The organism is Streptomyces hygroscopicus (genome assembly GCF_026168105.1).
Classification (GTDB): domain Bacteria; phylum Actinomycetota; class Actinomycetes; order Streptomycetales; family Streptomycetaceae; genus Streptomyces; species Streptomyces hygroscopicus_D.
On the sequence record NZ_LBMW01000008.1, the window covers coordinates 172,109 to 185,895 of the forward strand.

11 protein-coding genes and 1 pseudogene are annotated in these 13,787 nt (G+C 73.0%); 6 read left to right on the forward strand and 6 right to left on the reverse strand.

What is annotated here, in order from left to right; genetic code table 11:
* Positions 1 to 3 precede the first annotated feature (3 nt).
* The 3 genes from AAW14_RS11460 to AAW14_RS11470 all read left to right on the forward strand — a co-directional run bounded on the left by AAW14_RS11460 (position 4) and on the right by AAW14_RS11470 (position 2,395).
* Positions 4 to 738, forward strand: coding sequence for a glycosyltransferase family 2 protein (locus AAW14_RS11460; protein ID WP_265562760.1), 735 nt, complete (start codon positions 4 to 6; stop codon positions 736 to 738).
* On the forward strand, positions 735 to 1,352 hold the full coding sequence (locus AAW14_RS11465) for a TIGR04282 family arsenosugar biosynthesis glycosyltransferase (RefSeq protein WP_265562762.1): 618 nt from the start codon (positions 735 to 737) through the stop codon (positions 1,350 to 1,352). The genes AAW14_RS11460 and AAW14_RS11465 overlap by 4 nt, the downstream gene beginning before the upstream one ends.
* Positions 1,353 to 1,654: 302 nt before the next feature.
* Positions 1,655 to 2,395 (forward strand): class I SAM-dependent methyltransferase, encoded by a 741-nt coding sequence (locus AAW14_RS11470; RefSeq protein ID WP_416223287.1) that lies wholly within the window; start codon positions 1,655 to 1,657, stop codon positions 2,393 to 2,395.
* A 325-nt stretch (positions 2,396 to 2,720) separates the two neighbouring features.
* Here AAW14_RS11470 and AAW14_RS11475 read toward each other — a convergent pair whose 3' ends face one another.
* Complete coding sequence (locus tag AAW14_RS11475) at positions 2,721 to 3,950, reverse strand: molybdopterin-dependent oxidoreductase (protein WP_265562765.1); 1,230 nt, start codon at positions 3,948 to 3,950, stop codon at positions 2,721 to 2,723.
* 115 nt (positions 3,951 to 4,065) lie between these two features.
* Between AAW14_RS11475 and AAW14_RS11480 the strand changes: the two genes are divergently transcribed.
* A complete protein-coding gene (locus AAW14_RS11480) occupies positions 4,066 to 5,469 on the forward strand; it encodes a hypothetical protein (protein WP_265562767.1) in 1,404 nt (467 codons plus the stop codon).
* A 14-nt stretch (positions 5,470 to 5,483) separates the two neighbouring features.
* Here the strand turns inward: AAW14_RS11480 and AAW14_RS11485 are convergent, their stop codons facing one another.
* Positions 5,484 to 5,864 (reverse strand): hypothetical protein, encoded by a 381-nt coding sequence (locus tag AAW14_RS11485; protein WP_265562769.1) that lies wholly within the window; start codon positions 5,862 to 5,864, stop codon positions 5,484 to 5,486.
* A 15-nt stretch (positions 5,865 to 5,879) separates the two neighbouring features.
* Positions 5,880 to 6,467: a TetR/AcrR family transcriptional regulator gene (locus tag AAW14_RS11490; RefSeq protein WP_265562771.1), complete on the reverse strand. Its 588-nt coding sequence runs from the start codon at positions 6,465 to 6,467 to the stop codon at positions 5,880 to 5,882.
* A 231-nt stretch (positions 6,468 to 6,698) separates the two neighbouring features.
* Here AAW14_RS11490 and AAW14_RS11495 point away from each other — a divergent pair, with 231 nt between their 5' ends.
* Positions 6,699 to 7,931: an MFS transporter gene (locus AAW14_RS11495; protein ID WP_265562773.1), complete on the forward strand. Its 1,233-nt coding sequence runs from the start codon at positions 6,699 to 6,701 to the stop codon at positions 7,929 to 7,931.
* Positions 7,932 to 7,963: 32 nt separating this feature from the next.
* Here AAW14_RS11495 and AAW14_RS11500 read toward each other — a convergent pair whose 3' ends face one another.
* The 3 genes and pseudogenes from AAW14_RS11500 to AAW14_RS11510 all read right to left on the reverse strand — a co-directional run.
* Positions 7,964 to 10,909: a glycoside hydrolase family 2 TIM barrel-domain containing protein gene (locus AAW14_RS11500; RefSeq protein WP_265562775.1), complete on the reverse strand. Its 2,946-nt coding sequence runs from the start codon at positions 10,907 to 10,909 to the stop codon at positions 7,964 to 7,966.
* A gap of 7 nt (positions 10,910 to 10,916) precedes the next feature.
* Positions 10,917 to 12,245, reverse strand: coding sequence for an ROK family transcriptional regulator (locus AAW14_RS11505; RefSeq protein WP_265562778.1), 1,329 nt, complete (start codon positions 12,243 to 12,245; stop codon positions 10,917 to 10,919).
* A gap of 414 nt (positions 12,246 to 12,659) precedes the next feature.
* Positions 12,660 to 12,955, reverse strand: a pseudogene (locus AAW14_RS11510) (transposase); the annotation flags it as partial.
* Positions 12,956 to 13,058: 103 nt separating this feature from the next.
* Between AAW14_RS11510 and AAW14_RS11515 the strand changes: the two are divergent.
* A complete protein-coding gene (locus tag AAW14_RS11515; protein WP_265562780.1) occupies positions 13,059 to 13,733 on the forward strand; it encodes a pyridoxamine 5'-phosphate oxidase family protein in 675 nt (224 codons plus the stop codon).
* Positions 13,734 to 13,787 lie beyond the last annotated feature (54 nt).

Genomic DNA, 13,787 nt, shown 5'->3' on the forward strand with positions numbered 1-13,787 from the left:
AGGGTGAGAGCCGTGACGACCTCTCCCACCCCTCCGGACGTCGACGTCGTGCTGCCCTGTCTCAACGAGGCCGACGCCCTGCCCTGGGTCCTTTCGCGCATCCCGGCCGGGTGGCGCGCCCTCGTCGTGGACAACGGGTCCACCGACGGCTCGCCGGTCATCGCCCGTGCGCTCGGCGCGACCGTTGTCCACGAGCCGCAGCGCGGATTCGGCGCCGCCTGCCATGCGGGGCTCACAGCGGCCACGGCCGAGATCGTGTGCTTCTGCGACTGCGACGCCTCGCTGGACCCCGGCCTGCTCGTCCCCTTCGTGCGCGAACTCCGGGACCACGAGGCGGACCTGGTGCTGGGACGGCGCCGCCCACAGGGCCGGGGCGCCTGGCCCCCGCATGCGAGGGCAGGCAATCTCGCACTCGCCCTGATGCTGCGCCGCCGCACCGGCCTGCGGCTGCACGACCTCGGCCCCCTGCGGGCCGCCCGCCGTCAGGCGCTGCTCGCCCTCGGCCTCACGGACCGGCGCAGCGGCTACCCGCTGCAGATGGTCGTGCGCGCGGCCGATGCGGGCTGGCGCATCGCCGAGCACGACGTGCCCTATCTGCCGCGGACCGGAGTTTCGAAGGTGACGGGCACCTGGCGCGGCACCTGGCAGACCGTACGGGACATGAGCCGCGTCCTGTCCGAGGCGCCCGCACCACCCAGGACGCCCACCGCGTCCGAGCGAGGAGGAACGCCCCGATGACCACTTTGCTCGTCATCGCCAAGGAGCCACGGCCGGGCCGGGTGAAGACCCGTCTGACACCACGGTTCACCCCCGAGGCCGCCGCGGCGCTCGCCGAGGCGGCCCTGGTAGACACCCTGCGCACGGTGGCCGCGACACCCGCGCGGCGCAGGGTCCTGGTGCTCGACGGGGAGCCCGGCCGCTGGCTGCCGCCGGGCTTCGAGGTCGTACGGCAGTGCGCGGGCGGGCTCGACGAGCGGCTGGCCGCGGCCTTCGCCGGATGCGACGGCCCGGCCCTGCTGATCGGGATGGATACACCGCAGGTGACGCCGGGCCTGCTCACCGTGGACTTCGGCGGGTGCGACGCGTACTTCGGCCCGGCCGAGGACGGCGGCTTCTGGGCCCTGGGCCTCGCCGAGCCCGACGGGGGCCTGTTGCGGGGCGTGCCGATGTCCACGCCCGCCACCGGCGCCCTACAGCGTGACCGGCTCGTCGCCGCGGGACTGCGCGTATGTGATCTGCCGACGCTGCGGGACGTCGACACGGCAGCGGACGCGGAGGCGGTCGCAGCGGCGGCGCCCCGCGGTCGCTTCGCCGCGGAACTGGCTCGGCTGCGGGCGGCCGACGGCCGATGAGCACCCACGTCGAGCGCCCGAAGGGCACCGGACAGACTCCTTCGCGCAGAGGGCTCGCGGGCGGCGGCCTGCCCGGGGCCGAGGCACCCGCCAACGCGCGAACGAGCCCCGCACGCATTCACCCACCGAGTGACGACGCGCACGCTCACACCGAAACGGCCCCGCCGACGCGTCCCGCGCAGTCAGCCCCGGCGGCGCGTCCCGCGCAGTCAGCCCCGGCGGCGCGTCCCGTGCAGGTGCCTTCGGCGGCGCGTCCAGCGCGTACCGACTCGTCGATAGGCTCCGCACTCCCCGCCGCTCCGGTGACCTGGTCCGCCGACCCCTACTCCGACGCCCTGCGCGCCGGGCGTGGGCCGCTGTTCCTGCGACGGGCGGACGGGTGGCTGCTGCCCCTGGAGGTGGAGCGGTGGTGTGCCCGCCCCGACTCCGTGGACCTCGACGTCCTGGCGCGCTGCGAGGGTGCCGTGCTGGACGTGGGATGCGGGCCGGGGCGACTGGTCGCGGAGCTCGCCGCGCGGGGCCGTACCGCACTCGGCGTCGACGTCAGTGAGGCCGCCGTCGCGCACACCGCGCGGCTCGGAGGCATGGCCGTGCGGCGCTCCGTCTTCGAGCCGCTTCCCGGCGAGGGCCGGTGGGGCACCGCCCTGCTTCTCGACGGGAACCTCGGCATCGGGGGCGACCCGGGCGTGCTGCTCGACCGTATGGCGCAACTCCTTCTGCCGGGCGGCCTGTTGATCGCCGAGACCGTTCCGCTGGACGTGGACGAGCGCGCCAGTGTTCACCTCGTCCCGGCCACCGGCACCCAGGGGAACGGGGCGGGCGCCCCGTTCCCCTGGGCCCGGCTCGGCACCCCGGCGCTGCTCCGGTACGCCCGCCCCCCGGTCTGGCGGGTGGAGGGTCAGTGGACGGCCGGCGGCCGCTGCTTCGCCGCCCTGCGCAGCCGTAGCACCAGGAGCAGCGCCGAGCCGCCGAACAGGAACGCCGTGATCAGCAGCCAACGGGCCAGGAAGCCGTCGGGCGACAGCCCGGTCAGCAACCGGTAGCGCCCCGCCGCCCGGCCGCTGATCAGCGGGAACCAGACGAGCAGGAGCAGCCCGGAGAGGGCGGCCGGTACGCGGACGTACGGAATCCACGCCCGGCGGTGGACCGCGCCGAGCGCCCCTGCGACCGTCCGGTCCGCCGCCGCGTACAGCGGTACGAGCACCAGGTCGTGCAGGACGGCAGCCCCCACGAACCACAGCCCCACCTTGAACCAGTCGCCGGCGAACAACCGCACACCCGCGTATCCCGCGAGGGCGAACGAGCAGGCGAGCAACAGCAGTTGGAGCGGGCTGCCGATGAGCCTCCGTGGAACGGCGAAACCACGCATCACAGTTCTCCGAACGTCATCCGGGCCACCCACTTGGTGTTGAGCACACCGGGCGCCGCGGGCACGATGACCCGGGCCGGGTAGCCGTGGTCGGGGGTGAGGTCCTCGCCGTTGGCGAACAGGGCGAGGAGCGAGCGCGGGTCCTCCACCTGGTTGGCGCGCAGGGCGGCCCGGCGGAAGGCGCCCTGCCGCTGGAGGGACTCCACGAGCACGTCGGTCGGGTCGTCGTACCCCACGAGCGCCGCGAGATGGCGCAGCCGCACCCCCCGCCACCACTGGTCGGAGGTCGACCACCCCTCCACACAGGCGATGGGCAGCGCCGAGCTGTGCAGAGGCATGCGCAGCAGTTGGGCCCGGCTCAGCCGGACGGTGCCCGTGCGTCCGGAGACCACCAGCCGCCAGGCCTCCTCGTTCGTCTCACGCGCGTCGATCCCGGCGTACGCGGCCGTCTTGTTGATCTGGAAACCGCCGGGACCGCTGCCCGGATCGGTGCCGTGCGGGGCGAGGAGGGCGGTTCCGCGCAGGACGTCGGAGCTCTGCCCCGCCGTCGTACCGAACAGGAGCAATGAGGCGCCCCCGACCAGCCCGAACGCGCCCCGCCTCGACATGGTGGGATCGGCGGGGCGCGGGGAAACCAGCAGGGAGTCCTCGGCCTCCTCCGGTCGACGGCGCCGCAGTTGGCGTACAGCCTCGGGCATCTTCAGCACGGCGTGCGCGACGAACGCGGCGAAGAAGACCCAGGCGCCGTAGAAGTGCAGAGGGTAGAAGGATCCGGGGAAGATGTAGTCGAGTTGGACGTTGAGCACCCCGGTCGTGAACTCGAAGAGACCCCCGCCGACCAGCAGGAGCAGCGAGATCCGCTCCAGCGCGTGGGTGAGCGAGCGGGCCGGTGGCAGCTCGAACAGCTTCGGCACGACCGACCACAACTTGGCCAGCAGGACAGGGATGAGGGTGATCCCGAGCGTGACGTGGACGCCCTGGGTGAGCCGGTACAGCCAGTGCGGCCCGGTCGGCCAGGGGAAGAGGTAGAACCCGAGCAGGCCCTTGTCGGGCGTCATGTCGTTCACCGGTGACAGGTTCGGGTTGTAGGCGGCGTACGACAGCAGCCCGGTCACGAACAGCACCGTGATGCCCGCGAGCAGTACGACGCCGAGCACCGAGGTGAACCGGGGGCCGCGCAGCGGGCTGCGCCAGAAGCCGGGCGAGGAGGGAAGTCTGTGGTCGCGCATGGGTCGACCGTAGGCCGGGTACGGCCGGCCGGCGGGTACGCGACCCATGACGAAATGCTGACGTCCCGTCCGGGTGCGACCTCGTCGGCCGGCCTCCGGCCTAGCGTGTCCCGGTGTGATCCGCTTCCCTCTCCGTGATCTGGCCGCTGCCCTGGTCGCCGTCCTGCTCGTCGTGGCGGCCGTGCTGATCGGCCGCCACATCCAGCACGCCCACGGCACGCTGTTCGTCCTCTGGCCCCCGCTGTTCGCCACCTGGGGCCCGCACCTCGGCCCGGGTACCCCGGCCGCCCTGGCGGTGGCGGTCGCCGTCGTCGGGTACGGCCCGGCCCTCTCCGCCCGGCTTTCCTGGCGCGCGCTGCTCGCGGCGGCCTGGGGCACGGCCCTGGCCTGGACGTGGTCCCTGGCACTGGTGGACGGCTGGCAGCGCGGTGTCGCCGGACGGCTGACCACCCGGGAGGAGTACCTCCGGGTGATCGGCCGCTTCCACGACATCCCCGCGGCCCTGAGGGACTTCACCCGCCACATCGTGGACGGCACACCCGCTCCCTGGCCCGCGCACGTGGCCGGCCACCCACCGGCGGCCACGCTCACCTTCGTGCTCCTCGACCGGATCGGGCTGCGCGGCGGGGGGTGGGCCGGCGCCTGGTGCATCACCGTCGGTACGACCGCGGCGGTCGCGGTGCTCGTCGCCGTACGGGCACTCGCCGACGAGACCCTCGCTCGCCGTGCCGCCCCGTTTCTCGTCCTGGCCCCCGCCGCCGTGTGGGTGGGCACGTCGGCCGACGGGTACTTCACGGCGGTGGCCGCCTGGTCGGTGGCCCTGCTCGCGCTCGCCCTGACGGGGCGCCGGCCGCTCGTTTTGGCCTTCGCCTCCGGTCTGCTGTTCGGCCTGACCTGCTACCTCTCCTACGGCCTCACCCTGTTCGCGCTGATCGGGGCGGCAGCACTGGTACTCGCGCGAAGCCGCGGCGCCCGACCGCCCTGGCGCGCACTGCCCGCCGGGCTGGCCGGGCTCGCCGTCGTGCCGCTCGCGTTCACCCTCGGCGGGTTCGACTGGTGGGAGGCCTACCACCTGCTGGTCAGACGCTATTACCAGGGCATCGGCGGAATCCGCCCGTACGGCTACTGGGTATGGGCGAACCTCGCCTGCACGGTGCTCATCACGGGCCTCGCGACGGCGGCCGGCCTGCGACACGCCGTCGCCGCGCTGGTCCGCAGCCGGGGGGTGGGCGCTGTGACGCGGGGACCGGACACGCCGGGAAGGCCCGAGGGTGAGCCGGGCACCGTGGGCCGGTCCCGCGCCGAAACCCGTCTCTCCCTGCTCGTCCTCGCCGCCCTGCTCGCCGTACTCGTGGCCGACCTGTCGGGCATGAGCAAGGCGGAAACGGAGCGCATCTGGCTGCCGTTCGCCCTGTGGCTGCTGCCGGCCTGCGCGTTCCTCACCCACCGCCGGAGCTGGCTCGCGGCCCAGGCGGTGCTCGCCCTTCTCCTCAACCATCTGCTCATGACCGGCTGGTGAGCCGCGCACGGGTGTCACGGGCATCCGGCAGGCAGCGTGTCCGCGAGTCTCGCCGCGAACTCCTCCGGGCGCTGCACGGCTCCGACGTGCCCGCCGGGGAACTCGGCGAAGCCCGCGCCGGGCAGCTGGGCCGCCGATGAGGCGGTCCGGTGCAGGAGATGGCCGCGGGAACCCGTGCCCACGGCCAGGGTGAGCCGTGCGGACACGGACTTCAGGGCAGCCGTCCCTTCCACGTGCTGCTCCCCGACGGGCAGGCCCAGGCGCCCATGGGCGAGTCCGAGGGGGGCGTACGTGACGCCCGTGAAGCGGTCGGCGAGGTGTGCCGTCATCCGGTCGAGCGCCATGGGGTGCCCGGCCCCGCCGGGGATGACGAGGAGCACGGGCCCTGGCCGCACACGTCGTGGTGGAGGTCAGTCATGGTCCTTCTCCTCCTCGCGGGGCCAGTGCCTCAGCGTCAAATGCAGGGCGTCGACGGCCTTCTCCCAGGACGCCTGGACGTCCCTGGGTGCACCGAAGCCGCCGGTGGCCTCGAGGGCGCAATAGCCGTGGAAGGTGCTGCGCAGCAGCCGGACCGCGTCGGTGCGGTCGGGCTCCTGCAGGCCGTAGGCGCGGAGCATGCCGTAGGTGATCTCGGCGGTGCGGCGCAGGGCGCGGGACTCGGCTGCCAGGGACTGGTCGATGCGGATCTGGGTGGCCGCGTACCGCCCCGGGTACCGGAGCGCGAACTCCCGGTAGGCGCCCGCGAACGCGGCCAGCGCGTCCTTGCCGGCGCGTCCGGCCACCGCCGCCGCGATGCGGTCGATCATCTCCTCGCCCGCCAGCAGGGCCATCCGCGTGCGCAGGTCCTGCACGCCCCTGAGGTGCGAGTACAGGCTCGCGTCCTTCACGCCGAAGCGGCGGGCCAGGGCGGAGACGGTGACGTTCTCGAAGCCGACCTCGTCCGCGAGGTCGGCTGCCCCCGCGACGAGTCGGGCGGTCGTGAGTCCGGCACGGGCCATGTGACCAACTCCTGCATACTGGCTTCCCTAGGGTAAACCCTAATGGATCTAGGAACACCCGTGTATCCAGGGACTCCTCCATGCAGTCGCCCGGGTATTCAGGGACGCCCGGGCCGCGCGCGCTGCCCTGCGGCGGAAAAGCGCGCGACCGCCGGGGACAGTCCGTCGTACGGTGGTACGTCTTGATCGTTCATCGGTTCCGGGGGGCACCGGGGCAAGAGGGAGCGGCACGTGGGGGAGACGCGATCGCGGGGCCGGAACCGGGACTTCGGCATCTTCTGGGCCGCACAGACCCTCTCGGTTCTCGGAGACGCCTTCGCCCTGATCGCGTTGCCGCTGCTGGTGCTGCAGGCGACCGGGTCCGTGGCGCGGATGGGCCTGCTGACGGCGGCCGGAGGGGCGGCCTCGGTGCTGGCCGGGTTGTTCGCCGGCGTGTTGGTGGACCGGGCGGACCGCAGGAAGCTGCTGATCGCCTGTGACCTGGTGAGGATGGTGCTCTACGGGCTGATTCCGCTGGTGTGGCTCGCCGGACCGCGGATCTGGCTGCTGTACGCGGTGCTTCCCGTGTGCGAGGCCGTCGGCATGGTGTTCGCGGTCGCGTACGTCACCGCCGTGCGCGGCCTGGTCGACGGGGAGCGGATCACCGCCGCCAACGGACGGCTCAACGCGACCGCCGCCGCGGCCGGAGTGGCCGGACCGCTGTGCGCAGGCGTCGTGGCGGCCTGGGCGGGACCGGCCGCTGCCGTCGCGGTGGACGCGGCGAGCTTCGGAGTGTCGGCACTCTGCCTGGGCCTCGTACGGTTCGGGCGGGCCACGCCGCCCGAACCGGCGGCGGCGCCGCAGGGACTGTGGCGGGACCTGCTCGCCGGGGCGTCCTTTCTGCGGCGCCACCCGGTGCTGCGCTTTCTGACGCTGCTGCTCACGCTGTTCAGCTTTCTCGAGCTGGGCCTGAACGACCTGCTCATCTACCACGTGAAGCACGACCTGGGGCAGAGCGACGGCACGGTCGGTACCGTCCTCGCGGTCGGCGCGCTCGGCACGATCACCGGCGCGCTGCTGGTGGACCGGGTACGCCGCGGGCTCGGGTTCGGCCCCACCTGGATCGGTGCGGTGGCCGTCTGCGGCTGCGCCCTGGGAACCATCGGCTGGGCCCGCGACGTACCGGCCGTCGCCCTCCTGACCGCGGCGTTCCTGGGCGGTGTCAGCATCGCGGGCACCTGCTCCATGTCCCTGCGCCAGCAGGTGACCCCCGAGCATCTGCTGGGCCGGGTCACCTCCGCGTTCTGGACCATCCACTACGCGGCGGCTCCGGTCGGCGCGGCCGTGGTGACCTGGGCGGCCCAGCACCACGGCACGGCATCGGTGGGCGCCGTGGCCGGCGTCTGCTGCGTCGGCGTGGCGGCACTGGCCCTGTTCACCCCGGTCCGCACCCGCCACCCCGAAGCGGCCGCCGACGCGGCCTGAACGGCCCTTCGGTGGTGGTCCGTTCACCGAGGTCAGCCGATCTCCGAGAAGACGAACGAGAACTCCGCGGGCTCGGCCCGCAGGAAGTGCCGCGGCTGCGGGCCCGGACCGCAGGACTGCGAACCGATGCCGTGCTGGCCGTGGTCGAGGTTGACCCATACCGTGCCGCCGGGGGTCAGGTCGCTGAGGTGCCGGGCGGCGTCCAGCTGCTCGTTCGTCCAGCGCCGCGCGCTGAACCAGAACTCCGGGTCGCCCTCGATCCTGAGGCCGCCGATCTCCGCCCAGCGGACGTCGGCGCGGGCGCCGTTCTCCTGCGGCCGGACGTACGGCGTCTGCAACGCGTCGACCGTGGACTCCCAACGCCCCAGCTCGGAGGCCGACCGGGTGTCCGGGTAAGCCTCGCCGGGGCCGCCGCCGAACCACCGCACGCGGTCCGCGGAGCCGGGCAGCCCGAACCGGATCCCGAGCCGCGGCAGCGGCACCGTCCAGTCGCCCTCCGGCCCCACGGACACGGTCAGCCGCAGGCGCTCGCCGTCCGACGTCCAGCGGTACACGGTGGCGAGGCCCGCATCCCGGGCGGCGGGCGCCACCCTGGTCCGCACGGTCAGCGCGTCGTCACCCGGCTCCACCGCGTCCACGCGGTGCCGCATGCGGTGCAGGCCGAACTTGCGCCACAGCAGGCCGTAGCGGATGTCCGTCTGCCATTCCGCGCCGTCGTCGTTGTCCGTGGGCGCCCGCCACACGTCCAGGCGCAGCCCGCTCACGTCGATCGTGCCGATGGACTTCAGCGTGCCGGAGCGGGCGTCGAAGGAGGCCGGGCCGAGGGTGATGAGGCCCTCGCCGAGCACGGGGGCCCGGCCGGGGGCGATCCGTACCGGGGGACGCGCCGCGACGGGGAACTGGCCCCATGCCACCCGATGGCCCTCAGGCGCCCACGCGGTGTCGGACGCCAGCAGCGCCCGTACCGTCCACTGTGTCTCACCGCCCCGGGTGTCGGGCGGAACCGGCAGCTTCACGTGCGCCGACTCGCCCGGCGCGAGCGCGGGCACGGGGAGCGGGCCGGACTCGACCGTCTCGCCGTCGACTTGGTACGACCAGACGAACGTGAGCCCCGAGAGGTCCGCGAAGTCGTACGCGTTGCGGACCCGTACGGCCCCGTCCGCTCCGTCGCACTCGATCCGGACGGGCTCGATCACCTTCTTGTACTCGACCAGGCCCGGGGACGGCCGGCGGTCGGGGAACAGCAGCCCGTCGCAGACGAAGTTGCCGTCGTGCAGTTCCTCACCGAAGTCGCCGCCGTAGGCGAAGCCGTACCGCTCGTCCCTGATGCCGTGGTCGATCCACTCCCAGATGAACCCGCCCTGGAGCCGGTCGTACGCCTCGAACAGCCGCTGGTAGTCGTCGATGCCACCGGGGCCGTTGCCCATGGCGTGACCGTACTCGCAGAGGACGAAGGGGAGCTCGCGCCGCCGGTGGGTGCCGCCGTCCAGGCCCCTGCCGATCCTTACGACCTCCTCGTGGAAGGCGTACATGCGCGAGTACATGTCCGTGTCACGGCAGTTGACGTCGCCCTCGTAGTGCACGAGCCGTGAGGCGTCCCGGCCGTGAATCCACTCGGCCATGGCCGTCAGACCGCGGCCGGTGCCGGCCTCGTTGCCCAGGGACCAGATGACCACCGAGGGGTGGTTCTTGTCGCGCTCGACCATCCGGGCGGCCCGGTCGAGGAGTGCCGGGGTCCAGCGGTCGTCGTCGACCGGGTTGTCGCGCCAGGCCTGCTCCACGAAGCCGTGGGTCTCCAGGTCGCACTCGTCGATGACCCAGAGACCGTATGCGTCGCACAGGTCGAGGAAGGCCGGATGCGGCGGATAGTGCGAGGTGCGCACGGCGTTGATGTTGTGCCGCTTCATCAGCAGCACGTCCTCGCGCATGGTCTCCAGGTCCAGGGCGCGGCCCCGCTCCGGATGCCATTCGTGCCGGTTGACGCCCTTGAACAGGACCGGCTTTCCGTTCACCTTGATCAGGCCGTCCTGGAGGACGACCGTGCGGAAGCCGATCCGCAACGGTACGCGCTCGCCCTCGGTGACCAGCACGCCGTCGTACAGCCTCGGGGTCTCCGCGGTCCACGGCTCGACGGGCACGGTCACCGACTCCCCGGTGGCGGCTTCGATGCCGAGGGCGGGCACGGTGACCCGGCCGGCCACGTCCGAATCGACCTTCAGCGTGCCCTCGCCCGTCACATGGTCGTAGGAGGCGTGCACGAAGAAGTCGAGGACGCCGCCCGCGGGGCGGTGCAGCAGTGTGACGTCCCGGAAGATGCCGGGCAGCCACCACTGGTCCTGGTCCTCCAGGTACGAGCCCGCGGACCACTGGTGGACCCGCACCGCGAGCACGTTGCCGTTCTCCTCGAGCAGATGTCCCACCGCGAACTCGTGCGGCAGCCGCGAGCCCTTGAACTCGCCGAGTTCCGTGCCGTTCAGCCACACCCGGGCGCAGGACTCGACGCCGTCGAAGCGCAGCACCGCCCCGCCGTTGGACGGCCAGTCCGACGGCAGGTCGAAGAAGCGCAGATGGTCACCGGTGGGGTTCTCGGTCGGCACGCGCGGCGGGTCGACCGGAAAGGGGTAGAGGTGGTTGGTGTAGATGGGGGAGCCGAGGGAGCCGTTGCCCTGGAGGACCCAGTGGCCGGGGACCGAAACCTCCGCCCAGCCCCCGGCGTCGTATCCGGGTTCGGCGAACGCGTCGTCCTGGGCGTCGGCCGTCGCCGACAGCCTGAAGCGCCAACTGCCGTTCAGGGACAGGGATGCGGCGTCGGAGGAGGCGTACCAGGCGCGGGGCGGCAGCGCCCCGCTGCCCGGCGAGACGTCTTCGAGGTACGCGCCGGCCGATCGGGGTCCCCGCTGCTCATGGGGGTCCGCCCGCGTGGGCGAAGCCGAGAGCGGGTAGGAAGCCGAGAGCTCGGGGGAGGTGCGCAAGGACATCGGTCTCCTAGCTCGGCCGGGATCGGCGGCGCTCGAGGGCAGGGCGGAAATCAGGGCCCCGTGACGGTGAGTGCGGCCGCGGCTGCGGCTGTCGTGAGGACGGACCTGATGGTGGATCTGCCGGCGCGCGTTCCGGGCGCGCCGTGCCGACCGACTGGAGAGCGCCCTCCAGGGCGAAGGTCGCGGCTCCGAGGCACACCGGGTCGGTGGGAATGGGGGACAGGACGATCTCGGTGGCCGCGAACGGCCGCCTCAGCGCATGCCGGCCGACGGCCTCGCGCACCTCGTTCAGCAGCGGGGCGCCGAGCGCGGCCGCGACCCAGCTGCTGAGCACGACCACTTCGGGATTGATCAGGTTGACCAGGGTGGCGATCCCGGCGCCGAGGTAGCGGCCGGTGTCCCGGACGACCTTCAGCGCGACCGGGTCCTGCGCGGCGACCCCCCGGGCGAGGGCGTCGATCGTGGCGGTCTGGTCCTCGGGGTCCAGCAGGGTGCTGTGCGGGCTGAGCTCCTGCAGGTTGAGCATGATGCCGGGCGCTCCGACATACGTCTCCACACAGCCGTGGTTTCCGCAGTGGCACAGCCGTCCGTCCAGCACCAGCGTCGTATGGCCCCATTCGCCCGCGCTGTTGCTGACGCCGCGGTGCAGTCCCCCGCCCAGCGCGAGCCCGGCCCCGACCCCCGTGCCCAGATTGACGACCACGGTGTCCCCGCGGCCCCGGGCCGCGCCGAACCACAGCTCGGCGACGGTGCAGGCGCGCAGCGGGTTGTCCAGGAACAGGGGGTGGGCGATGTGCTCGGCGAGCAGATCGAGCAGCGGTACTTCGTGCCAGTCCCAGTTCGGGGCGTATTCGCAGACGCCCCGGTCGCGGTCGACCTGGCCGGGCACGCTGACGCCGACGCCCAGGACGCGGGCGCCCTCGACACCGGCCTGGGCGACCACCGAGCCGACGGCCGCGGCCACATGGGCGACGACCTGCTCCGGGCGGTTCTCGCCGGGGCGCATGTCCTCGTCGGCGCGGGACAGCGTGGTCAGCGCCAGGTCGAACAGCTCGACGCGGACATACGTCTCCGCGATGTCGACCCCGATGAGCGCGCCCCCCGACGCGTTGACGGCGACCAGGCCGCGTGGCCGGCCGCCCGCCGAGTCCTCGAAGCCGACCTCGGTCAGCATGCCGAGGTCGAGCAGCTCGCCGACGAGCGTGGCGACCGTGACGAGGCTCAGCCCGGTGGCGGCGGCCAGTTCCTGCCGGGACGTGGGTGACCGGGCGATGATCTGGCGCAGCACCTGGTACCGGTTCGCCGTACGAATGTCGCGTGAGGTGCTGCGTTTCACAGGACCCCTCCCGCTGACGACCGCCGGTTCCGGGTGCACGGCCGGGGGTCCGGGGGCTGTCCCCCGGGAAGGCGCAGCACCGGCACGTCCTCGATCCCCTCCGGGCCCCGGCGAGGCCCAGTGCCTCGGCGCGGCGTCAGGCTATGGCGCCGCAGAGGCTTTCTACAAGGGGTTAGGAAAGGGGTTTTATGAAGTACGGCCACGTCGGCACGGCTGTACGGCTGTACGGTCGGGTCAGCCGCCGAGCACGTCCCGGACGAACGTGTTCCGATACGTCTCGGTGAAGTGCAGCGCCACGGTGTCCCGGCCATGGGCGGGCCTCGGCCGCTGCTGGGGTGAACTCCGCCCGGAAGTGCGGAAGCCGCTCGCTGCTCGACCTCGAAGTCCGGCTCCAGGTCGAGGGTGAGGGCGGTGAGACAGGTCCACCTCGCCCCGCGTTGCGGCCTCCGCGATCAGGCCCTCCAGCAGGGCCTCGAACACGCCGACGTCACGCCACTGGCGAAGCGGTTGGAGACGGTCGACCAGGGCCGAACTCCTGCGGCATGTCCCGCCACTGGCGAAGCGGTTGGAGACGGTCGACCAGGGCCGAACTCCTGGGGCATGTCCCGCCACTGCCCGCCGGTCTTGAACCGCCAGATCACGCCCTCGAACTGCTGCCGCAGGCGTTCGGGGTACGGGCCGTACCTGCCGATCGGCAGGTACGGCCCGATGAACTCCCGGGTCCGTCATGCCCGTGGCCCCTCTCCTGCCTGTCCTTTGGCCGCCGGCTGCCGTGATCGTGCGCGTCGCACCCGAGCCGGTAGCGTTCCCTCCATGACCGAGCCCCCGCTTCCCTCCGTCCTGCCGCAGACCGACCTCACCCGGCACCGCCGCCTGCGCGGCCAGGGCAGCCTCGAGCGGGCCGATCTCGACGCGATCCTCGACGCGGGGTTCGTCTGCCACCTCGGCGTGATCGTCGAGGGGCGGCCCCTGGTGGTGCCCACGGCGTACGGGCGCGACGAACGGCAGCTGTACGTGCACGGCTCCGTGGCCAGCCGGAGCCTCGCGGGCGGGGGCCCCGTGTGCGTCACCGTCACGCACGTCGACGGGCTCGTCCTCGCGCGCTCGGTGTTCGAGCACGGCGTGAACTACCGCAGCGCGATCATTCACGGCGCCGCCCGCAGGGTCACCGACCCGGAGGAGAAGCTCGAGGGGCTGCGCCGGCTCACCGAACACGCGACGCCGGGCCAGTGGTCCTACGCCCGCCGGCCCAGCCGCAGGGAACTGGCCGCCACCACCCTGCTCGCCCTGTCCCTCGAAGAGGCCTCGGTCAAGATCCGCACGGGCGCCCCCGACGACGGCGACGGGCCCGACGCCGAGCTGGGGGTGTGGGCCGGGACCCTGCCGCTCAGCGCGACCTGGGGCGTCCCCGAGCCCGACCCCCTGCTGCCGCCGGACATACGCCCGCCCGAGCACATCGCGCGCCGTGCGGGGACCCGGCACGGCTGACGTGAGGACGGGGGCATACCGTGAGGAGTCGAACGCCTGAGCCGGGAGGAGAGA